This window comes from Paenibacillus sp. OK060 (genome assembly GCF_900101205.1).
Taxonomy (GTDB): domain Bacteria; phylum Bacillota; class Bacilli; order Paenibacillales; family Paenibacillaceae; genus Paenibacillus; species Paenibacillus marchantiae.
Window position 1 is genome coordinate 337376 of the sequence record NZ_FNFR01000003.1, and the last position, 23869, is coordinate 361244.

A 23869-nucleotide genomic window follows, 5' to 3' on the forward strand; every position below is an offset into this window, starting at 1 on the left:
ATTCATCCAACTTCAATATAAGAATTCATAGTCCTACATATCAAGGGGGAACATTTCTACTAATGAACAGTTTGTTTATGCGTATCTTTTTATTTTTTTCCTGTCTGATGCTGGCGGCAGGAGCCGTTCTTGGCATTACCATGTATCGCTCATCTGCACAGCTGGTTGAACAATCGATGGGCATGCAGGCACAGGCTGTTGCCGAACGAGCAGCGCAATCCATCGACACCTCCCTGTATGCGCCACTTAGTACAGGACAGGATCAAACCGAGTATTACGATACATTGCGCGAACAACTCAGCCAGCTTCGCCAGTCCAATGGATTGAAGTATCTATACACGCTTGGTAAGCGTGAAGATAACGGAGCCGCATCGTATTATTACGTGGTGGATGGCGCTGCTCCGGATGTGGAAGAGGATGATTTCTCTCCCTACGGGTCCCCAGAAGAGAACCACTATGTGGGAATGCTGCAAGCCTTTGCACAAAACGAACCTTTCCGGGGCGATCTGACCCAGGATGAGTACGGCGCAACGATTACAGCCTATGTACCAATTCACGGGGCTAATGGGGAACTGCTTGGTCTGGTTGGCGCCGACCTCGACTCCACCGCCGTCTACGAGTTAATGACACGCAATCGGATGACCATGATCTGGACTGCCCTTGCCATCGTATTACTCAGCGTGCTGCTGGTCTATGGATTTGCTCATTATTTGACCCGTCCTCTGGTGAAACTGAAGAAGATCATTGCTGAGGTGGGCAATGGTGATCTGACCGTCGATGTCGAGCTTGGACGGAAGGATGAGGTCGGACAACTGGCTTCGGAGTTCAAACATCTGGTCACGGATACAAGAGATGTCATGACAGGCATCCGCAAAAGCTCCGATTCCCTGCTGCAAGCAGCCGAAGGGGTATCCAGACACTCGCAGGCGACAGCGGAAGCCAGCCAGCGCATTGCTGAGCACACGGATCACACAGCCAAAGGGGCTGCGGAGCAGGTTGCACGCGCGGGGGAAGTTACTGTAGCGATGGAGGAAATTACACGCAGCATGCAGCATATTGCGAATTCATCTTCCATGGTGGCTGATGTATCCGAGGAGACGACCCATAACGCGATACAGGGCCAGACCAACATCAACACCGCGATCGACCGCATGGACAAGATTCATCAGGCCAACGCCCAGATGGAAGCATCTACCTCCCAGCTTGCGCAATACTCCAGCAAAATTGAATCGGTAGCCCACATGATGAAGGGCATCGCTTCTCAGACCAGTCTGCTGGCATTAAATGCAAGCATTGAAGCTGCTCGGGCCGGGGAACATGGCAGCGGATTCGCCGTTGTTGCTTCCGAGGTTCGGAAGCTTGCGGGGGAATCAGAGCAATCGTCCCAGCATGTGACTGAACTGATCGCCGAAATGACGAGACAGACTGCCGTTTTATCTTCGCATATGTCGGCCAGTACCTCAGAAGTTCAAGCCGGTCTTGCTGTTGTTCAGGAAGCAGGACGTTCATTCACGTCCATTCATTCCGGCATTGAGACGATGAATGAACGCCTGCACGAAGTGTCCGCCGCTTCCGAACAGCTCTCCGCCAGTGCAGAAGAAGTATCCGCTTCCGTTGAGGATATGGAACATATCTCGCGCAAGTCCTCTTCCAGCATTCAGGAAGTATCGGCTGCAACTGACGGGCAACTTCAATCGATGGATGAGATGAGTACGTCCGCGGAATCCCTTCGTGTGTTGTCTAGTGAATTGAACGGGTTGATAAGCCGATTCAAAATATAAATCGGATTGCAGGTGGGCAATCCATGGGAGCCCACCGGATGAATACAAAAAAGCCGCAAGGCAGGGAACAGGAACATGGGGTTTACCCCATTCCTGCTCACTCTGCCTGCGGCTTTTTATTGTTCTACCTTTAATGGAGGCTGGCCTCGCGGCTGCCTGAATTAATAACGCTGCGGAGCAGCTTTTTTGCCCAAATCCGTCATGTATGTGAAGAACGCTTCTGGATCGGTATCATACACGAGTTGTACTGGACGTCCGTCTGCTTGTTCCACCGTACGGCCCTGGCTTGGACCATCCGGGATCACAATACAGTTCACCGTTTTCTTCTTCACGATGTCCTCACGTCCAACGGAAGCCGTAGTCAACACATCCCACAGATAGTACGTGGAATTCGTTTCACTGTACACCAGTGGCGGACATCCTGCGTAACAGTTACCCAGGAAGTCAACGCCTTCAAAGCGGCGCTCTGCAGCCCAACGGTTACGTACAGCAGGTGTCAGAGGCACTTTGTTTGTGCTTTCCAGGGCTACCAGATCAATCTGGATACCGCTCTGCCATACACGGTAAGCCGCTTCCGGGTCCCAGAATACGTTCCATTCTGCTGTGCCATCATGCTCAGGCTCTTCGACGTTCCCTCTTTCGAACGTTCCACCCATCCACACGAGCTTGTCGATTTTCTCTTCAATGTCTGGTGCTTCGTCCAGTGCACGCGCGAGGTCAGTCAGCGGGCCTGTGAACAGGAGCAGCGTTTTGCCTTCGGTGCTGCGCACTTTCTCAATCAGATGCTGGTGAGCCGGAACGGCAGACAAAGGAGCTTCCATTTTGCCGGATTCGTTCAGTACTGGAAGTGCATCTACATAGAAGGAGTGCAATCTCCACGCCGCAGGAAACGGATTCTTCCCTCTGGAGTTGGATTTCGCTACCTCTACGGAATATGTGCCGAAGCGATCGATAATTTTACGGCTGGCATCTGTAGCTGGCTCCAGATATCCGTCTGCCGGAATAACCGATACACCGGTTACATTTACATTGTCCATTTGCAGAAGCATGAACAGCGATACGAGGTCATCCACGCCGCCGTCATGGTTAAAGTACACATTAAGTTGGTTCGTCATGCTAGTTTTCATCCTTCCCCCTGGTTGTCCCATTGATGTTCATCCCATCCGTCTGCCCGTGGCTGACGTTACCTCTATTATGTCCCAAAACCCTTGGCTACGTAAACCTTCCTCGTACAAAGAAAATAGCGACCAGGTTTGTTTCTGCGGATATTTTACAGTTCCTCCATTCCATCTCAGCAATTGCCCGGATCAACCTGCACTCCAATAAGAAAATGAAAAAAAACAAGGACAGTGGGCTAGAGGCCCCACTGTCCTTGTCTGAATCTATCCATCGATTACATGGATTGTTTTTGTTTCTCTTTGGCTTTCTCTGCAACAGGCACATACTTGCCTGGCCAGAAAGCCCATTTGCCCAGCAACGTTGTAATGGCTGGCACCATGAACGGTCGAACAAGGAACGTATCGAGCAAGACACCCGCAGCCGTGATAATACCGAACTGCACCAGCACCTGTATAGGCAGTGTTGCCAGCACGGCAAACGTACCTGCGAGAATCAGACCTGCGGAAGTAATAACAGATCCGGTTTCACCCACACCTTCCTTGATCGCTTGGCGAAGTGGCATCGTTTTGCGTTTTTGCCAGATGCTTGAGATCATGAAGATGTTGTAGTCCTCACCCAGCGCCACAAGGAATACGAAGGAATACAGCGGAATCGCTCCCTGAATGGCGTCTGCTCCCAATCCATAGTGAATAATGAGCCAACCCAGGCCCAATGCAGAGAAGTAGGATAGTACTACTGTCGCGATCAGATACGCCGTCGCTACGACGGAACGCAGGTATAACAGCAGCAGCAATGTGATCATTCCGATCACCACTGGAATAATGATGCTGGCATCCCGCTCTCCAGTGACTTCGATATCATACTGCTCAGCCGTCTGACCGTCGATCCAGACATGGCTGTCCACGCTTGTTATTCCAGCATCTTTCAATGCCTGTTCAGCCGTTGCCCGCAGATCCGGGATATGCTGCATCGCCTCCATAGAGTATGGATTCAGATTGAATTCCACATCGTAAGCGGTGATGTTTGCATTCTCAGCACCCTGCTGCGCTTCACCTACCTTGCTTACGTAATCCAGCGATTCCAGGCGTTGTTTCAGATCTGTCTGGCTGCCTTCTGTATCGATAATCACTTTCGCCGGAGCGAGTTCACCTTCCGAGAACTGTTCTCCAATGACTTTGAAACCTTCACGAGAAGCAACATTCTCCGGGAAGGATGATAGCAAGTCATACGTGAATTTAATTTGGCTAGAGAAAGCAGCCAGTCCACCCAACAACACCAGTGTAATCGCCAGTACTGTCCACGGTTTGGTTACTACTGTACGGCCAATCCAGCTTTCCTTGATTTTACGCGGAGCAGGCGCTGGTTTGCCTTTTTTCTTCGCACGTTCTACTTCCATATCATGCGTACGCGGTACAAACGGGTAGAATGAACCCCGACCGAAGATCGCGAGCAAAGCCGGAACCAGCGTCAGGCTCGCAATAAACATGATGAAGATGGATAAACTGAATGGTACGGCAAAACGGTGATAGGCACCATATTCTGCGAACAGCAGTACAAGCAGTGCTGCAACAACTGTAAATCCACTCATGGCAATCGCACCGGACGATCCGGTAATCGCCTGGAAGAGTGCTTTCTTTTTATCCGGCTCATGATAGAGAACTTGACGGAATCTGGAGATCATGAACAGGCAATAGTCCGTTCCTGCACCGAACAACAGCACCGTCATAATAGAGATGGACTGCGCGTCCACTGTAATCCAGCCCTGATCCGCCATAAATCCGAGAATCGGACTGGTGACCATATAAGCGAACCCAACTGCAATAATCGGGATAATCGCCAGTACGGGCGAACGGTAGATCAACAGCAACAGCACGAGTACCAGCACAACTGTTGCAATCAGCAGAGATACATCCGCAGATGAGAATAATCCACTTGCATCAATCGATATCCCCACCGGACCTGTAACCCGTGCACTTAGTGCGCTGGCATCATCAATGGCAACATCAAATGGATCGGAGCCAAAAATATCTTTCGTTTTCTGCTCTAGCGCTTCAATGCCTTCTTTCAACTGTGACGAATCAGCTTCCTGATTGAAAAAGAGCGGCATAACCAAGGTGCTTCCGTCTTCCGAAAGCTGACCTTTCAGAGCCTCTGGCGGCAACTGATATAGTGGCACCACAGATTGCTGCTGCTCCACCGGATCTTGATCCAGTCGCTCCGTTAACGCCTGAATGTTCTTAATCTGTTCATCCGTCAGCCCGCCGGCTTGACGCCATACGATAAGAGCGGGAACACCTTCGCCGCCGGGAAATTCTTTCTGGGCAACTGCTGCCGCCTGCACCGAGGGCTTGGAATCACTCAGATCCTGCGCGTTATTGGTTTCACGGTCACCAACAGCAGGCCACACCACACCAAGAACAACCGCGATGATGATCCATACCAACAGTGTAATCCATTTGCTTCGTTTGCCGGCAACCCAGCGGCCGTAGCCCGAACCTTCTTGCATTGTCTCTTCATCTCCCTATTTTGGTTCTATGAAGCCGTTTTTATGTGATAAATATAGAAATGAACCACGGGTCATAGTATAATTGACTTAATTATATATACCGGAAGGTTAATATTGCAAATACTAATTTTGTGAACACTTTTGTACAGCCAACATGAATAAGTAAAGAGGTATGCAACCATGAGCAAAAAAACGAACCCTCCCCGCTCGCCGGGCAGGCCCAAAGCCGGTGCCGATCAGGCTTCAGCCCAGTCAAAAATACTAATGACCGCCTCGCGGCTATTTATGGAATACGGGTATGAGCCCGTCTCTCTCCAGCAAATCGCCTCGCTATGCGGCGTAACCAAAGCATCGATCTATTATCATTTTTCCAGCAAACCGCAGCTATTCACCGTCGCCATCACCAGTATGATGGCTATGGGCATGCAGCAGACAGCTCTCTTTATGGATGCACCAGGTACATTACAAGAGCGGTTGGAGAAAGTTGCGGAAGGACGGATGCAACAATCCCACGTCGATACCGAGACCATGATGCGTGAAGCCAATACCTATCTGGATGCAGATCAGCTGGCCCAGATCCGTGAAGCCGAAGTCCGCATCTATGAAGTCCTCGCCACCCACTTTAAGCGGGAGATGGACAACGGTTATTTGCGATCTGCCAATCCGATGCTGCTTGCCCATGCGTTTACGTCCTTGCTGATGCTGGCAAACCGCGAAGGCGTGCGCGACATGCATGCAACGATTGCCGATCTGGCACATGAGCTGGTAGCTTTATTTTTGGACGGAGCCGCTCACAAGGCTTAAAGATCTCTCCATGCTTTTGCCAATGCGGCGATACCAGCTCAATCAGTCCTGCATGACGATTTGAACCCATAGGAGGAATAACCCATGTCTCAACCAACACCATCCGCACGCATCCCACGTCTGTTGGAAACGAAGCGCATCTATCTGCGTCCATTTGAATCGACTGACGTTGATACCTATTTCCCCGGATTGTTTGACGCCGAGATGCGCAGACTTACTGGAACACAAAACAGCTTCACCCGTACCCAAGTAGAACGTTACATCGAAAACGCGGCCCAGGATGACTCACGCTTGATGCTGCTGATTGTCTTGCAGGAGAATGACCAGGTCATCGGGGAGATTGCCCTGATGGATATGCATACCAAAAATCGCAGTGCGCACATCCGAATCGCCATTGATCATACAGAGCATCAAGGAAAAGGATATGGCAGCGAGGCATTGCTGCTTATGCTGGATTACGGCTTCGGTATCTGCAATCTGCACCGAATCGAGCTCGAAGTGTATGCCTTCAATCAACGTGCGATTCGTACATATGAGAAACTAGGATTTCAACGTGAAGGTTTACGGCGAGATGCCTTGTATTACAATCATCAATATCACGATTCCATTCAGATGAGCATGCTGGAGAATGAATTCCGAGAGCGGCATGTCAGCATACTTGGATAACGAAGACTACGTGCTACCGGGAGGGAATCTCATCCGGTTGGTTTACGTTCCCGGCAAATAACCATGCTCCAGTGGATTTATGCACTACAGCAACCATAAATGGACGATTAACCTCCATCTTGATTGGATCAGTTGGTGGAGCACTTCCAGCCTGCATCTCTACCAGCGTTGAAGCTGCCGCTACAGTCCCTTGCTCGCTCACTTCCATCACGGCACGATGCATTACCTGACCAATGTATGCTTGCAAGTTCGGTCCGGGAGACATCATTTCCGTGAAATTGGCAGCATACGGATCAAAGGCCATTTCCATCCCCATCTGCTGCAACGTCTCTTTCAGGTTCATGCCATACTCCGCACGAAAACGTGGCAAGGACAGCTCAACTAGGCTATATTCGGAGCCACGATCAAGCCGTTTTGGGTCATCCAGCAACTGCTGCTGAACCTCATCCAGCGTACGCCCCTCTCGTGGCAAAACGACAAGCAGATGCATCTGGCCATCTCCGTAAGGCAGCCTCACCGCCTGCCAATCCTCATTCTCCGAGTATTGGAACTGCTTTGTCTGATGCATCATCCGCACAGATAATGCCTTTCCATTTGCCAGCTTAAACTCATCATCCGTCGTGTACTCCGGGTCAAACTCAGCCATCCAGTTTCCATCAAATGCAATGGCATTCACCAGAATCATCAGGGTTTCCTTTGCAGGTGGCTCCTGCATCAAGTTTGGAATCATACCTTCGGTGTGCTGCTTCACCCATTGATTGATCTCTTCCTTTGCTTGTGCTGGTTGTCCATTGAGTGTCCTGATTTCGGCTTCATACGTTTGCTGTACGGCTGTTTGGTACGTTTCCTCTACCGGAATTCCGTCCTTCACCCACATGGAGTTCGCAATACCGATCTGTATGCCTTTTCCCGGATGGGTCAACAACTGCTGCAAAGCCGCTTGAGAAGCATTCACTTGCTCCATTTCTAGCTCCGACCAGCCCATGACCTCTGCCATCTCTCGCCTAGTCTCACCTACGCTACCGTTATATGCCATGCCAATCGCTGCCTCAATGCTATAAGGAGAGATGAGCAGATTATTCCCATCAGTCTTCTCTTTTGCGCCCATCTGTTGAAGGATGTGCAGTCCCATGGTGTTCATGGATTGGATTGTTTCAGGTTCGATCTCTTTCAGAGCAGCTTTTCGTTCTGACTCGGACAGCTCCTGATTCGAATTGAATTGCATCTTGTTCGGGTCCCCCTTTGCTGAACAGCTCGTAATGATCAGCCCACTTATACAGCATAATAACAGTAGTACTCCTAACCGTGCATGCATCGTAATCCCCCCTCATCCGTAATACTCAGATACCCGTCATAGCAATTTACTGATTCCCTTTTTTTACTAGACGTACGGTTGAGAAAAAAGGTTACTTTACACTCATATGCCAAGGTCACCAATTTCTACTGTAGAAAACACCATTCAAAACGAGTCAAAACGGTTATATCTATACCATATACGAATGGAGGGATTCCCTATGATTCCAGCAACGTTGGAACAATTAGAGCAAGTTCGCAAGGAATGCCGCACCATGGTCAAAAAGAGAGCCACCGCTTCCGCTGGTACAACACTCGTTCCTCTTCCAGGTACAGACGTCCTGGCTGATGTGGGAATGCTCATGCAGCTACTGCCTGCCATTAACAATAAATTCGGATTATCGCAAAAACAGCTCGACGGGTTGGACCCTGAGACCAAATCCATGATCTACGGATTCGTCATGTCCATCGGAAGTAAAGTCATTGGACGTATGGTAACCAAAGAACTGGTAGTAGTCGTGCTAAAAAGGGTCGGAGTACGCGTAGCTACCAAATCAGTCGCCAAATTTGTACCTTTTGCAGGTCAAGGACTGGCTGCCGCGCTCAGCTTTACAGCCATGCGGTATGTCGGCAACAAACATGTTGAGGACTGTTATGAGGTCGTGAAACGTATGATCGAGCAGCGTGAATTACTACCGGGCGAGCCGGCACCTTCTGCGCTTGAGGAAGCAGACGAAGATCCAAAGCTGGAGGTAAAGACGTCATCCGGCGACAACGAAGGTAAAGCTCCAGAAGATTCGAAAAAGGACTAAAGAAAGAAAAATGATATCGTGGGACTTTCCGCGGCAGCAAACAAATAGCCGGGTTCACCTAAATGGTGAACCCGGCTATTATGTTAACGCCATCTAGGATCAGATCGCCTGTGGCTGTTGCTCCGTAAACTGACTGTTGTACAGATCAGCATAGAAGCCTTGGTTCTCCATCAGTTCCTCATGATTACCCTGCTCAATCACGTTACCATGATCCATGACAAGAATCAGGTCGGCTCCGCGAATGGTGGACAATCTGTGGGCAATGACAAAGCTGGTGCGATCCTTCATCAGATCATTCATCGCTTTCTGGATGAACACTTCGGTCCGTGTATCGACACTGCTCGTCGCTTCATCGAGAATCAGAATGGCCGGATTCGCCAGAATTGCTCTCGCAATAGTCAACAATTGTTTCTGCCCCTGTGAAATGTTCGATGCTTCTTCATTCAGCACCGTATCATATCCATCAGGCAAAGTACGAATGAAGTGATCAGCATGGGCCGCATCGGCTGCCTTGATGACTTCTTCTTCCGTTGCGCCTTCTCGGCCATAGGCGATGTTGTCACGAATCGTTCCGTTGAACAGCCATGTGTCCTGAAGCACCATCCCAAACAGGCTGCGCAGCTTGCCGCGCTCCATGTCCACGATATTAACACCGTCAATTGTAATTTGGCCGTCCTGAATTTCGTAGAAACGCATCAGGAGGTTGATCAGCGTTGTTTTACCCGCTCCAGTCGGCCCGACAATGGCCACCGTCTGTCCCGGTTTTACATCAATATTCATATTTTGGATGAGTAACTCATCCGCTTTATATCCAAAATTCACACCATGGAATGCAACGGCACCCTGTGGTTGCTGCAATTGTACTGGTTTCGAAGATTCTGGAACCTCTTCCTCCTCATCCAGCAATTCAAATACCCGCTCCGCCGAAGCGATGGTGGACTGAATGATATTCGAGATGTTGGCAATCTGGTTAATTGGCTGAGTGAACTGACGGGAGTACTGTGTGAATGCAAGGATATCCCCGATGGAGATGGCACCACGTGTAACAAAGATCCCGCCGACCACACAAATCAGCACATAACCAAGGTTACCTACAAACGTCATCAGTGGCATAATAATCCCTGAGATAAACTGGGCTTTCCAACCGGATTCATACAGCTCTTCGTTCACTTTTTCGAACTGCTCTACCGAATGTTCTTCCCGTCCAAAGGCTTTGACCACCTTATGTCCGGTGTACATTTCCTCGACATGGCCATTCAATTCACCAAGTGATTTCTGCTGGCCTGCAAAGTGTTTTTGCGAACGGGATGCCACCAGAATAACAACAACTACACTTAATGGCAGTGTCAAAATGGTTATCAGGGTCATCCATGGACTAATGGTCAACATCATGATGATAACCCCGACAATGGTGACTACAGACGTAATGAACTGCGCCAAACTTTGCTGGAGCGTATTACTGATGTTGTCCACATCGTTCGTCGCCCGGCTTAATGTTTCCCCGTGGGTACGGGAGTCAAAATATTTCAGCGGCAGACGTCCAACCTTGGCACTGATCTGCTCACGCATGTCATACACAACTCGCTGAGCAACACCAGCCATCAGATATTGCTGAATGTACATGAAAGCTGCACTAAACAGATAGAGTCCCCCAAGCAGATACAATACTTTCATCAAGGCAGGAAAATCAATGCCGGCCCCCTGTACACCCTGAAGGATGGCAATAGCGCCTTTACTGAGAATATCCGTACCTTCTGCCATAACCTTTGGGCTGATAATGCTGAACACGGTACTTAGAATTGCAGCAACCAGCACACCCAGCAAACGATAGCTGTGGGGCTGAAGATAACGCATCAAGCGTCGCAGTGTACCTTTGAAATCCTTCGCTTTCTCCACGGGAGGCCGCATGCCCATTCCGCCTCCGGGATGACCCGGCCCGCCAGGGGGACGAGATGACTTGCGTTCTGTACGTTCACTCATGCGATCTCCTCCTCTGTCAGCTGGGAGGATACAATCTCGCGATATACTTCATTGTGCTCCATCAGCTCTTTATGTGTTCCCGAACCGACAATCCGTCCCTCATCCATAATCAGAATGCGATCTGCATCCATAACCGTACTTACGCGCTGAGCCACAATAAGCACTGCTGCTTCAGTCGTTTCGGACTTCAGGGCAGCACGAAGTTTGGCATCGGTTTTGAAATCGAGAGCCGAGAAGCTGTCGTCAAAAATATATACTTCCGGACGGCGAACCAGTGCGCGTGCAATGGACAAACGCTGCTTCTGTCCACCGGATACGTTGTTACCTCCCTGCGCAATGACGCTATCGTAACCGTCTTTCATCTCCGTAATGAAGTTCTCTGCCTGGGCCGTTTGAGCGGCTCGAACAATCTCCTCCATCGTAGCGTCATCCTTCCCGTGGCGGATATTCTCCGCAATTGTTCCGGTGAAAAGAATCGCTTTTTGTGGTACAAATCCGATTTTGGCCCGCAGATCTTCCTGCCGTAGCTCACGGACATCTGTTCCATTTACCCGTACACTGCCCTCCGTTACATCATAAAAACGTGGAATGAGACTGAGCAATGTGGATTTACCTGAGCCCGTACCCCCAATAATCGCTGTGGTCTCACCCGGGCGTGCCGTAAATGAAATGCCTGACAACGCAGCATTTTCCGCACCCGGATAACGGAATGTCACGTTATCGAATTCAATCGTGCCTTGCAGCGATTTCATCTCACGAGGCTGCTCTGGGTTGCTGAGATCCGGATGCATATCCAATACTTCGTTGATCCGCTCTGCCGAAGCCGAAGCTCTTGGAATCATGACAAAGATAATGGAGACCATAATGAGGGAGAACATGATTTGCATCGCATATTGAATAAAGGCAATTAATGAACCAATATTCATATTCCCGCTGTCGATACGCTGTCCACCGAAATACAGGATGGCAATCATTGAAAAGTTCATAACCAGCATCATAACAGGCATTAATGTTGCCATGAGCACATTCACTTTAATGGAAACGTCTCTCAGATCTGTATTGGCTCCATTAAAGCGAGCACGTTCATGTTCCCCACGATTAAAGGAACGAACCACGCGAATCCCAGTTAGTTGCTCACGCAGGACCAGATTGAGTCGGTCGAGTTTTTTCTGAATTTGTTTGAACAAAGGTAGACCTTTCGCACCAATCAGTGCAATGGCTCCAGCCAGTACAGGCAAGACAACCAGGAAGATGGTCGATAATTTGGCATCCTGGGATACCGCCATGAAGATACCACCGATACACATCATCGGAGCCATAACCATCATGCGCAGCATCATCGTTAATACGTTCTGTACCTGCGTAATATCATTGGTGGTACGGGTAATTAGTGAAGCTGTACCCAATTTATCAAATTCCTGCAGCGAATAGTTCTCCACATGGCGGAATACTCTGCTGCGCAGCTGTTTGGCAAATCCACCCGCTGTGCGGGATGAAAGGTAACTGGCTGTGATGGAACAAGCCGTTCCTGCTATCGCAATCACCAGCATCCAGCCACCAATCTGCCAGATATATGGAACATCTCCTTTTATTATGCCGCCATTAACGATGTCCGCCATCAGGGTTGGCAAATACAGTTCAGCTAACGACTGTAACAGCACCAGACCCAGTATGAAGAAAATGGGGACTCGGTAAGGCTTAAGCATGCGAAACAATTTCATCATGGCTTATCATCTCCTTGTGTGGACGCATCCATCTGTTGGGAAACCTTTGTATCAAAAAAGGTGTACACCTTGGTCAACAATGCCGCTAATTGAAGACTGTCTTCCTCACCCAGATGCTCAACGAGCTTATTAAATATCTCCATGCGCTCCTGATGTGCCGCCCGAATAATTTCACGACCTGCTTCGGTAATGGTGATGCGGACTGCGCGACGATCCTCCGGGTCCATGGTTCGTTCAACCAGCCCTTCGTCTTCAAGCCCTCGAATGACAGGAGTAATCGTCGGCGATTTCACACGCAACAAAGCACTAATTTCCGATACTTTTAGTCCTGGATGATTTGAATGTAGTGTGTCATTGAAATTAGGAGGATTATCCTGCCAATTCAATCGTTCTCCCGGATGCATGCCGTGGAGCAAACAACCCAGTACCATAATTTCATTGTGATTACGCCCATGTGGTTTATGTTGCCTCCATTTGCCTTTATTAAACTGCATTATGGAATACAAAAGCTTCTGGGCAACCGGATCTATGCCAGTCATTATTGTCCCCCCTTTAATTTCATTATCATTCCATAGACGTCCAACATCATAGGGCATCTATTAAATAGCATTCCAATTAAATAGCCAATCAATTAATTAGGTGTACTAAGTATATTCCTGCGAAAGTTGAATGTCAAATAGCAAATGCACACCAAAAAACCGTGACTTTAAAGTCACGGTTTTGAACCAAAATATAAGAATCAGGACTGTGAAGCAGAAACAGTTTTGAGCGCAGAAGCAAAAGGGAAATACTCCTTCGCATTGTTGTAGGCGATGCCCTGTACGATCTGTCCAAGCAGTTCCATATCATGTGGTACCTCGCCCTGTTCGGCCCATTCACCGATGAGGTTGCAGACCAGGCGGCGGAAATACTCATGTCGTGTGTAAGAGAGGAAACTGCGGGAATCGGTTAGCATACCGACGAAACGGCTGATTAGACCTACATTCGCCAGCGCCTTCATTTGAGCAAGCATGCCGTCCTTCGTATCGTTGAACCACCAGGCTGCACCAAGCTGGATTTTGCCTGGAATGCCGCCGCCCTGGAAGCTGCCGATAATCGCTGCGAGCACTTCATTGTCCCGAGGATTCAAGGAATACAGGATCGTTTTCGGCAGCGCATGCTGCTGCTCCAGCGCATCGAGTAATCCGATCATGGCTGAGGAAAGCGGCGTATCATTAACGGAATCATAACCGGTATCCGGGCCAAGCTGGGCGAACATACGGCTGTTATTGTTGCGGGCCGCATTAATATGGAACTGCATTACCCAGCCCCGATCTGCGTACAGCTTGCCGAGGAAAGTCAGTGTTACCGTCTTGTACTTGTCCTCTTCCTCACGACTAACCTTCTCCCCTGCAATAGCCTTGGCAAAAATCGCTGCTGCTTCCTCACGTGTGGCCGTGCCGTAAGGTACATAATCGAGTGCATGGTCAGACACCCGGCCTCCTACGGAGTGGAAGAACTCTACCCGGGACTCTAGGGCCGAGAGGAATGAGTCATAATCGGAAATCGCCGTTCCGGCTGCCTGCGACAGCTTGCCTACCCATTCCGAGAAGGTGTCACGGTTCAATTCCAATCCTTTATCCGGACGGAATGAAGGCAGTACAGCGGTATCGAAACCTTCGATCTCCTGAATCTTCAGGTGGTATTCCAAGGAATCACACGGATCATCCGTCGTGCATACCACGGTAACATTGGATTTGGTAATGAGATCACGTGCACCGAATCCGTCACTGTTCAGCTTCGCATTTACTTTTTCCCAGATGGCCGGGGCGCTCGTCTCATTCAACACTTCATAGACACCGAAATAACGCTGTAATTCCAAATGAGACCACGCGTACAGCGGGTTACCAATCATCATCGGTACAGTTTTGGCGTACGCCAGAAAACGATCATAATCGGTTACGCCCTCTCCTCCCGTAATGTACTGCTCCTCAATCCCGTTTGCGCGCATCAGCCGCCATTTGTAGTGATCACCGTATAACCAAGCCTCTGTAATATTGCCAAAGGTTTTATTCTCGTAGATCTCCTGTGGACTTAAGTGGCAGTGATAGTCAATAATCGGCATGTCTTTCGCATAGTCCTCATATAACCTGATCGCCGTTTCATTGTGCAGCAAAAATTGTTCATCCAGAAAAGACTTCATTCGCCTCGCACGCTCCCTTTAGGTGAGTTTACGTTCATATGGGTTCACTTCCCAATCTTTACGCTACACTGTTTGCCCACAAAGTTCAATATAAAATGATAGCGTTATCACAAAAGGTTGATTTAGGCATATTTCCTGGAACGAGGTATACTGTTTTTAATCTAATTGATGCTGATCTGAAGATGATAGAAGGAGATGAAATGGATGAAAATAACATTTCTCGGTACAGGAGACATGTTCAGTGTAGAGCAACACCACAACAGTATGCTGGCCGAATTCGGCGATACACATCTGGTGATTGATTTTCCGGAATCCAATGCAAAAGCATTAAAGGAATACGGCTTTCCAATGACGGATATTCACAATGTGTTTATTACCCATCTGCATGAAGATCATATTAACGGAGTACAGATGCTCGGATATTATTCACAGATTGTGGGCGACCGCAAGCCACGCCTGTTTATTCACGAGGAACTAGTTGATCCGTTATGGAACATTTTATCCCCAGGCATGCGTTATACAACCGATGGGGAGCGTACGATGAGCGACTATTATGATATCGTACCTTTACCGGATGGAGGCACATTTGAGCTGGGGGGCGTAACGTTTGAGACTTTTCGAACACAGCACGTGCCGGGTATGGTCAGCAATGGCCTTCTCGCAAAACCCTACTTCTACTATAGCGCAGATAGCACGCTGGATCAGGAACGGGTTGAGCAGGCCGCCGCAGACGTACAGCTCATTTTCCACGAATGTCATATGCATGATCTGGTGATCAAATCACATACCTCACTGAAGGATCTGCAACAACTGCCTGCCGAAGTGAGACAGAAAACCGTGCTCATGCATTATCATGATGAATACGCTGATGCGGACAAACGGGCACAGTTCAACCAAGAACATGATCTAAGAATGGTGGGCACGCTGGAGTCGTTTGAACTGGAAGTGTAGTACGCAACTCGAACTATATGTATCACCAAAATAAAGAGGCAGCATCCATTCAGGTTCCTTTGAAGGAGCTTTCCGGTGCTGCCTTTCTATTGATCTGCATTCCATGATTTCATATATTCAATAGTTTCAGGAGATGGTTTGGCTTTAACATGAATGTAATCTTCCGTACGCTGATCATTTGGTCCGTAGGAAATTTTGATATACATATCCTGATACGTTTTAATGCTATTACTATGGATCTCCGCTTTGGGCTTCAAAATATAATCTCTGAGTAAACTTAATCCCAACGGTTCTTTTCCAGGACCCAGAGTAGTCTCGTGCGTATTTACCGCATTGGAGTTGAGGAGCTCAGTTGCGTTAATGCTGTTCATCAAGGATGGATCAAGTGTAAAAGACTGTATTACATTGACCATCGGTACCCGGGCCTCTTGAACAGAAATCTCATATATAATGCGGTCCAGATCAGATTCATGATGAACCCTAACGGTAGCAGTCAAGCTATAATCATCTGGCAAACGCTCCTGAAAGGAATCTGGATTTTCCAGCAAACGCTGGGTCAAATCTCTTCGCTCGGTATTCAGCGTATAATCATCCGTTCGCTTCGGTTCTCCCCTTGGCCCTTTGTTTGTTCCCAAACTGCAAGCCCCCAGACAAACCGCCAGCACAAGCACAAACAACCCCAACTGTACTAATTTCCTCACCCGATTTCCCCCTCGGTATGATCTATCTAAAATGATCACGAATCTATTTTAATAGCAATCATTATATTGGTTTATTATTCCATATAAGGATAACACGAATAAGCTTAGTCTACCTAACATAAATAAACCACCTGCCTGGCAGATAGATCGCCAGTTCAGGTGGTTTAACATTCTATATGAAGATTTACTGATCCTCAACGTATTATTTAGCGGAAGATTCCTCACCCTGATTCGGGAGAGCCCACACGGAGACGCCTCCACCACATACATGGAAAGTGGCCCAACCGTCTTTCTCAATAGTGATGTCGTCCTCACAGCTGTGCGTCAGATCGGTCCAGAGCTCGCCAGCACGGTGTTCGCCAACAAACATCCTTTTCTCACCATCATCACCATTCGAGATAACTACTGCACAACCAGAACCTTCGATTTCGTCCACCCCGCGGCGTACCCACCCAATCGTGTTCGCGTGATCGAAGTAATCTTCCTGCTCTCCATAAGCTTTGTCGTAACGGGCTGACATCAGAATGTCGAGAATGTCCTTCTTGCCCTCGACAGGTTCGGGACCACCAATGCCGTAATAATCACCGTAAAAGACAACCGGATAACCGTCACGACGCAGCAGCGTCAGCGCATATGCGCTCGGCTTGAACCAATCGCCTACCCAGGATTCCAGCGCTTCATGCGGTTGGGAATCATGGTTATCGACAAACGTTACAGCATGCGTTGGATGTGTCTGCACCAGGGTATCATCAAAAATCTTGGAAAGATCGAAATCCCGCCCAGCCAGAGAGGCTTCATGAAGTTTGTAATGCAGGGACACATCGAACAGATCAATCTGATAGTCCACCGTATCCAGGAATTCACGGCATGCATCGAGATTGGAGTTCCAGAACTCACCTACAATGTAGAAGTCCTGCCCGCGTTTGCGGATCATCTCAGCAGCGAATTCCTTGATGAATTCGTGGTTGATATGTTTGATCGCATCCAGTCGAAAACCGCTGCATTGCAGCGTATCGATGAGCCATTTTCCCCATTGGAGCATTTCCTGCCGGACATCCGGGTGATTGTAATCGATATTGGCGAACATCAGGTAATCATAGTTGCCGAACTCATCGTCGACATTTTGATTCCAGTTCTTGTTCTCCCCTGCAATGCGGAACACACCGCTCCGTTCTTCCTTGGCATCAAAGTCTGTACCGTTGAAGTGTTCGGCGTTCCATTTGAAAGAGGAGTACTGATCCCCGCGGCCCGGAAATGTGAATTTGGTCCAGCCCTCAATCTCGAACGGTTTGGAGATTTCCTTCAATCGATCATTGGGATCAACCTCAATCACCTTGAAGACTTCCGTCTCATCGGCCCCCGCCTTATGGTTCATCACCAGATCCACATAGACGGCAACACCATTCTTCTGGCACTCAGCAATCGCATCCACCAGTTCCTGCTTGGTACCGTATTTGGTGCGCACGCTGCCTTTCTGGTCAAATTCGCCCAGATCGTACAGGTCATATACGCCGTAACCGGTATCCTCGGCAGACACGGCTTTGGTCACCGGAGGCACCCACACGGAGTCAATGCCTTTGGCTTTCAGTTTTGGCGCCATTTCGGCCAATCGTTTCCAGTGGTTTCCGTCTGCGGCCAGGTGCCATTCAAAAAACTGCATCATCGTATGATTTCTCTTCATTCCCAACCGACCTCCTTGATTGCTTTCGAAGCGGACCACGGCACGTATCTGTATCGTCCTTGTTCGTTCGTATGCTATCCAAGTAATACCCTTTTCGGCCTACCCTTCAATCATGGACAGAAAAGAAAGCCGGAAAGTCTGCGATCGTTCTTTAGCTATATATCGTTATTGGGGTGAAATCCGTGTGTAGTCCTGCCATTCCTCTGGCAGCAATGAACGATACGGTTCCTCGGTGAATCGATCGTCGACCAGTACCAGTACGCCCTTGTCCTCTTCCGTACGTATCAGCCTTCCACCTGCCTGCAATACCTTGTTCATGCCGGGGAAAACATAGGCATAATTAAATCCGTTGCGCCCTGTCCGACTATAATAATCGCGGAGTACGTTGTTCTCCAGACCAATCTGGGGAAGTCCGGCCCCCACCACCACCACTCCGTTCAGACGATCACCCGGAAGATCCACACCTTCGGAAAATACACCGCCCATAACGGCAAATACCAATCGTGTTCGTTCAGGATGTGGCTGGAACGCGTTCAGAAACGCCTCCCGTTCCTCTTCACTCATGCCCTGCTCCTGCATCACGACTTCTGCCTCACCCGGCTGTTCCATATACGTCGCATGTACTTCGCGCATATAAGGATAGGATGGGAAAAAGACGAGCAGGTTGCTATGAGGCCACTCGGCAACCAATTGGCGCAGCATATTGGCAATAGGCTGTCTGGAACGTTCACGATCCCGATAGCGAATCGATAATGGCAGCAATCTCACATCCAGCTGCTCCCGCTGGAAAGGCGAAGCAATACGCAAGGTATAATCCTCTTCCTCCGCACCTAGCATATCCCGGTAATAACCAAGAGGTGACAATGTCGCAGAGAAATGAATGGTAGAGCGGAACCCCTTGGCAGTCTGGCGCAGCAGCACAGATGGATCCAGGCAGAACAGCTTCACTCGTACTTCACTTCGTACACATTCCGCATAGGTAATGAAGCGTTCATCGTACAACTTGGCAATACGCAGGAAATTCTGTGCGGTGAAGTAGGCTGCCAGCAGCAATTCATCCGTCTCGGCATTTCCCGAACCGCCTTCAACAAGGCATTGCTCCGCAACCATGACAAAAGGCTCCAGCAGTTCAATCAGTTCCTCTGGCGCCTCCTGTTGCAGCAATTTGCCCTCATCCCCACCGTTTTTGCGAAGCGTAATCAGGTATTTGTCGATGGCTCCCGTCCGATCCGCGATGGCTTTAGCCGCGGTCACACTGCTGCCCAGCGTTTGGAATTCCCTTTTGACATCCAGAAAGACGGCCTTCTCCAGCTCTGCCGAAAACATCATTCGGCCCCGATCGACCAGATTATGTGCCTCATCGACCAGTAATACCGTCTTGCGCTTCTGCTCCTCCAGCATTCGTTTGAGCGAGATACGCGGATCGAAAATATAGTTATAGTCGCAGATCACCGCATCGGCTGCATACGCAGCATCCAGTGAAAATTCAAACGGACATACCCGATGCTTGCGTGCGTACTGTTCTATAACCGGGCGTGTCATTAACGTCTCATGTTCCAGCATATCCAGCACGGCTCCATTAATACGGTCATAATATCCTTCGCACATGCCACACTGTCCCGTATCACAGGCTTCCTCTTCCTTGAAACAGATCTTGTCCTTTGCGGTCAGACTGATCACATGCATCTTCAATCCTTCCGCCTGCATCCGGGCAAAAGCCTCTTCTGCCGCCACTCGCGTCGTCGTTCTTGCGGTCAGATAGAACAATCGTTTGGCTTCTCCTTCACCAATGGCCTTGACCGTGGGAAACAGGACTGACATCGTTTTGCCAATACCCGTTGGCGCTTTCGCCATCAGTCCCTGCCCCTCGCGGATGGTCTTGTATACGGCTCCTGCCAGCTTGCGCTGTCCCTCTCTGTATTTGCGAAAAGGGAAAGGCAGCTCTCGCACGCTTATATCGCGCTTCTCTTCATAAGCCACAATCATCTCTGCGTATGGCGCGTAACCAGCGACCAGCTCTGCTGCAAACTGTTCCAGCTCCTGCCGTTCCAGCATCCGCCGAAAACGTCTTTCCTCATTATTCACGGTGTGCACGTATGTAAGCTGTACCTGCATACGGGGTTCATCATGCTGAACGGCGTACATATAGGCATACATCATGGCCTGCGCCCAGTGTACTGGGGCCCCATCGCCCAGATCGTCCAGATTGCCCGCAGTTGATTTGATCTCATCCACCGTCAGCTGACCATCCAGACGAATCAGCCCGTCACATCGTCCCTCCACCACGTAGGTCAAGTCTCCGTGCTGCAGTTCCACTTCGAGAACCACTTCTTTCAAATCCTCTTCTGTGTAATCCTTCTGCACCCGTTGGTGTATCCGAGTTCCCTCCTGCATCGATGCATTGGTGCGGAACCCTGGACGTATGCTGCCACTGCGGTACACATATTCCACCAAAGGCCTGACTGATATTCGAATTGCGGTTGTCATGCGATCACCCGTTCTGTTTGTAGTGACTATACTTTATCACGAAAAGCGGTGCTCAAACCAGCCAATCAGCGGATTGGACTCGTCCTTTCCCATATGCTATGTTGGGGTGTATAAGTTGAACTAGATAAAGTTACACTTGCCACTCCGATGACAGAACAATCTTCCGATCCGCTGTTATCCCCAGATTTTTTTGATTCATTTTTACAAAGGTAAACATCCGAGGATAAGCGTATGCTTCCGATGCAGCTTTCTTTCAGAAAGCTTTCAGGCGAACGCTTCGCTTCTCCAGCTTATTTCTGTCCTCTACGTTCTCGTGTAAAAGTGTAGTTAAACTTATATTGAATTTACTTAAATGAGGAGGCATCTTCTATGTATATCTATTTGGTCCCTTCACCGATTCCGGATGCACTTGCTGCATATCCTCATCTGACTTTGCGCAGCGAGGAACAGGTTCGTTTGGCCATTGAATCGACAGAACGTCTGATGAACATCGAGTCCGATGACAACGTAGCGGCGTACGAAGCCTTCGATGCCGCAGGCTCCTGGACAGGCGGCGGTTATGCCGTTCTCAACAATATACCGGTAACCGAAGATGGACGGAACGACTTTGAGGAACGTTTCAAGAACCGTGCGCGCAAAGTGGAAGCCGAACCCGGCTTTGTCGGCATTCGTGTGCTTCGTCCATTAAAGGACGATACGTATGTCGTACTTACACTTTGGCAGTCCGAAGATCATTTCAAGAACTGGCAGCAGTCTCAAGCCTATAACCATGCTCACCGCAACCGCAGCACGAGTGAAGGGCTGACCGCACAGAAGCCCACCATGTTTCCAAGACCTTCATTCGTCACGACATTCACCATAGAGTAAACGAACGGGAGCAAACTTGTTTTTGTGCTCCAGAATCTGTATGCAAGTTTACAGATATACTGTGATCACACTTTGGACAAGCATCATTTAATTATTTGTACTTTAAAATGATAACCCCTTCCGCCTCTTCTTCAATGGAAGGGGCTTTTTGTATACGTGAGGTCAAGAATGATCCCAAGCTCCTCTCTCCTTTTTCCAATAATTGCAAGAATTGAGCAAACAATAAGTTCGGTGCTTTTGACACGACATACCATGAGATAGCATAATACTTGTTAAATGAAACTTCGGAAAGGAAGGAAGGCGGTAACTTGTCACGCAATTCACTCACCCGGTTTCTAAGCGGACCGTTTATAGTGTTCACCGTTATTATGATGATCAAAAGCTCTCTGGCCTGGATTGTGATCTTCGATGACATCCCCGTCTGGAAACCGCTGCTGACAGAGTTGCCGCTGATCTGGATCTGCTTCTGTCTCATTGAGTGGTTCGCAGCCAAACACCGGATGTGGCTCTATCTCGGACTAAATCTGGTGCTATCGGGCATCTTCTTCGCAGCGATCATGTACTACAAATATTATGGTGTTATTGTTAATTATCACGCACTCGCACAGGTTAATCAGGTAACCTCGGTCAAGAGCAGCATGTTCTCTTTGCTCGATCCGTATTATTTGTTTATTTTTGCAGATATTCTGGTTATCGCGGGGATTCTGATTCGTCGGCGGATCAAGCTCGGCGGGACTGAACGTCCAGGCAGAGTGCCGCTTGAACGAAGGGCCAGAAGACGGATTGCCTCAGTCATTCTGATTCTGTCGATGGTGCTGTGCATGCTCAACATTTACCCCAATCGGGCGAGCATGAGCGAGATTACACAGGCGGAGCAGATGGGGATCCTCGGTTACGAAGCGTACACCATCCTGGCTGATCGGCCTGACAAACCCATGCCCCTCGATCAAATCGATCAGAATCATATCGATGAGATTAAACAAACGACAGCATTGCCCCCTGTTGTGGAGGAGGGTGCAGCCAAGGGACGCAACGTCATTGTCCTCCAGCTCGAATCATTCCAGAACTTCCTGATCGGATTGCAGGTGGACGGACAGGAAGTTACACCCAATCTGAATATGTTGGCTGGACAAAGCCTGTACTTCCCCAACTTTTATCAGCAAGTGGGACAGGGTAACACATCGGATGCCGAGTTTGTCGTGAATACATCGTTTTATACACCGCCCAACGGGGCCGCAGCTACCGTCTATGCCAATAAGGAATTGCCAAGTCTGCCCAGACTGATGTCCGCGAACGGTTACCAGACAGCCACATTCCATACAAATGATGTGCACTTCTGGAATCGCGATCAGTTATACAAGGCGCTTGGATTTGATCAGTATTATGACATGAATTATTTCGGAACAGAGGACTCCATCGCCTTCTCGGCATCAGATGAAGTGTTGTACAGCAAGACACTGGATAAACTCGAGTCCATGCAGGCATCAGGGTCACCTTTCTATGCACAAATCATATCCATGTCTGCACACCATCCTTACCATCTACCAGAAGATAAGAAAAGTCTGACGTTGCCGGAACGGTACGTTAATACGTTGCCCGGGGATTATCTTGTATCCCAGCATTATGCCGATCAGGCGGTGGGACAATTTATTGAGGGACTTAAGGAACGTGGACTATGGGAAAATAGCGTGCTGGTCGTTTACGGTGACCATCTGGGTCTGCCTATCTACTCGCTGGATCGGACTGACGAGAAGCTCATGCAGGAAATCTACGGTCGGGAGTACACGTCTGCGGACATGATTAATATTCCACTTATCGTCACGGCTCCTGGCATCACGCCGGCTGCTCAACTGGAACAGATCGGAGGACAGGTGGATATTCTGCCAACGATCGCCGGGTTGACCGGTGCCTCTCTCCAGAACCAACTGTATTTTGGGCAGGATTTGCTGCGTGATGGAAATAATCTGCTGCCAGAGCGCTATTATCTGCCCTCCGGTTCCGTACTGAACGATGCTTCACTGTTCGTTCCTGAGACGGGGTACGGTGACGGTACTCATTACTCCCTTGCGGATGCCGGGAGACAGGATGTCGTCTCGGCAGAGCTTGATCAGGAGAAGGGAACGATTCCAGACAGTCTGGAGGATCAACCGGCCTTGCCCGCATCTGCCATACCATCTGAAGAAGAATCGACCTCTCCCGAATATATTACGAAGGAACAGTACGATCGGGCTTTGGATCTTCTACACTTATCCAACAGTTATCTGAGTCAGTTACCGAATCGAAATGCATTAAAATGATCCAACATGCGAAATGAA

At 49.1% G+C, this 23869-nt stretch carries 17 protein-coding genes; 7 read left to right on the forward strand and 10 right to left on the reverse strand.

The features are described from left to right. Positions 1 to 62 precede the first annotated feature (62 nt). Positions 63 to 1781, forward strand: a complete 1719-nt coding sequence (locus BLS14_RS13235; RefSeq protein ID WP_090952145.1) for a methyl-accepting chemotaxis protein — start codon at positions 63 to 65, stop codon at positions 1779 to 1781. Positions 1782 to 1942: 161 nt separating this feature from the next. On the opposite strand, the gene BLS14_RS13240 is transcribed toward BLS14_RS13235, so the two are convergent. Then, the gene (locus BLS14_RS13240; protein WP_090903632.1) at positions 1943 to 2896 is read right to left on the reverse strand and encodes a nucleoside hydrolase; all 954 of its coding nucleotides are present in this window, start codon (positions 2894 to 2896) and stop codon (positions 1943 to 1945) included. Between the two features lie 278 nt (positions 2897 to 3174). Continuing rightward, positions 3175 to 5406: an MMPL family transporter gene (locus BLS14_RS13245; RefSeq protein ID WP_063567308.1), complete on the reverse strand. Its 2232-nt coding sequence runs from the start codon at positions 5404 to 5406 to the stop codon at positions 3175 to 3177. Between the two features lie 264 nt (positions 5407 to 5670). Between BLS14_RS13245 and BLS14_RS13250 the strand changes: the two genes are divergently transcribed. After that, the gene (locus BLS14_RS13250; RefSeq protein WP_256336442.1) at positions 5671 to 6210 is read left to right on the forward strand and encodes a TetR/AcrR family transcriptional regulator; all 540 of its coding nucleotides are present in this window, start codon (positions 5671 to 5673) and stop codon (positions 6208 to 6210) included. Positions 6211 to 6294: 84 nt separating this feature from the next. Next, complete coding sequence (locus tag BLS14_RS13255) at positions 6295 to 6876, forward strand: GNAT family N-acetyltransferase (protein ID WP_090952152.1); 582 nt, start codon at positions 6295 to 6297, stop codon at positions 6874 to 6876. Between the two features lie 13 nt (positions 6877 to 6889). On the opposite strand, the gene BLS14_RS13260 is transcribed toward BLS14_RS13255, so the two are convergent. Next, the gene (locus tag BLS14_RS13260; protein WP_090952155.1) at positions 6890 to 8191 is read right to left on the reverse strand and encodes a serpin family protein; all 1302 of its coding nucleotides are present in this window, start codon (positions 8189 to 8191) and stop codon (positions 6890 to 6892) included. Between the two features lie 199 nt (positions 8192 to 8390). On the opposite strand from BLS14_RS13260, the gene BLS14_RS13265 reads away from it, so the two are divergent. Further along, positions 8391 to 8981: a hypothetical protein gene (locus tag BLS14_RS13265; protein ID WP_063567312.1), complete on the forward strand. Its 591-nt coding sequence runs from the start codon at positions 8391 to 8393 to the stop codon at positions 8979 to 8981. A gap of 99 nt (positions 8982 to 9080) precedes the next feature. Here BLS14_RS13265 and BLS14_RS13270 read toward each other — a convergent pair whose 3' ends face one another. The 4 genes from BLS14_RS13270 to uxaC form a co-directional block, all read right to left on the reverse strand. Then, positions 9081 to 10961, reverse strand: coding sequence for an ABC transporter ATP-binding protein (locus BLS14_RS13270; RefSeq protein WP_090952157.1), 1881 nt, complete (start codon positions 10959 to 10961; stop codon positions 9081 to 9083). Beyond that, a complete protein-coding gene (locus BLS14_RS13275) occupies positions 10958 to 12685 on the reverse strand; it encodes an ABC transporter ATP-binding protein (RefSeq protein WP_090952159.1) in 1728 nt (575 codons plus the stop codon). Before BLS14_RS13275 ends, BLS14_RS13270 begins: the two co-directional genes overlap by 4 nt. Next, positions 12682 to 13224 (reverse strand): MarR family winged helix-turn-helix transcriptional regulator, encoded by a 543-nt coding sequence (locus BLS14_RS13280; RefSeq protein WP_063567315.1) that lies wholly within the window; start codon positions 13222 to 13224, stop codon positions 12682 to 12684. The genes BLS14_RS13275 and BLS14_RS13280 overlap by 4 nt, the downstream gene beginning before the upstream one ends. A 200-nt stretch (positions 13225 to 13424) precedes the next feature. After that, the gene (gene uxaC, locus BLS14_RS13285) at positions 13425 to 14867 is read right to left on the reverse strand and encodes a glucuronate isomerase (protein WP_072733716.1); all 1443 of its coding nucleotides are present in this window, start codon (positions 14865 to 14867) and stop codon (positions 13425 to 13427) included. A gap of 204 nt (positions 14868 to 15071) precedes the next feature. On the opposite strand from uxaC, the gene BLS14_RS13290 reads away from it, so the two are divergent. After that, positions 15072 to 15818 carry an MBL fold metallo-hydrolase gene (locus BLS14_RS13290; RefSeq protein WP_072733717.1) on the forward strand — a complete coding sequence of 249 codons (747 nt, stop codon included), beginning with the start codon at positions 15072 to 15074 and terminating at the stop codon, positions 15816 to 15818. 86 nt (positions 15819 to 15904) lie between these two features. On the opposite strand, the gene BLS14_RS13295 is transcribed toward BLS14_RS13290, so the two are convergent. From BLS14_RS13295 to BLS14_RS13305, 3 genes are all read right to left on the reverse strand, one after another. After that, positions 15905 to 16519 (reverse strand): hypothetical protein, encoded by a 615-nt coding sequence (locus BLS14_RS13295; protein ID WP_072733718.1) that lies wholly within the window; start codon positions 16517 to 16519, stop codon positions 15905 to 15907. Positions 16520 to 16721: 202 nt separating this feature from the next. After that, positions 16722 to 18200, reverse strand: coding sequence for an alpha-amylase (locus tag BLS14_RS13300; RefSeq protein ID WP_072733719.1), 1479 nt, complete (start codon positions 18198 to 18200; stop codon positions 16722 to 16724). Between the two features lie 165 nt (positions 18201 to 18365). Further along, complete coding sequence (locus BLS14_RS13305; RefSeq protein WP_072733720.1) at positions 18366 to 20687, reverse strand: helicase C-terminal domain-containing protein; 2322 nt, start codon at positions 20685 to 20687, stop codon at positions 18366 to 18368. 369 nt (positions 20688 to 21056) lie between these two features. Here BLS14_RS13305 and BLS14_RS33475 point away from each other — a divergent pair, with 369 nt between their 5' ends. Next, positions 21057 to 21554, forward strand: coding sequence for an antibiotic biosynthesis monooxygenase family protein (locus BLS14_RS33475; RefSeq protein ID WP_072733721.1), 498 nt, complete (start codon positions 21057 to 21059; stop codon positions 21552 to 21554). Positions 21555 to 21862: 308 nt separating this feature from the next. Beyond that, on the forward strand, positions 21863 to 23851 hold the full coding sequence (locus tag BLS14_RS13315) for an LTA synthase family protein (RefSeq protein ID WP_244552127.1): 1989 nt from the start codon (positions 21863 to 21865) through the stop codon (positions 23849 to 23851). Positions 23852 to 23869: the final 18 nt, after the last annotated feature.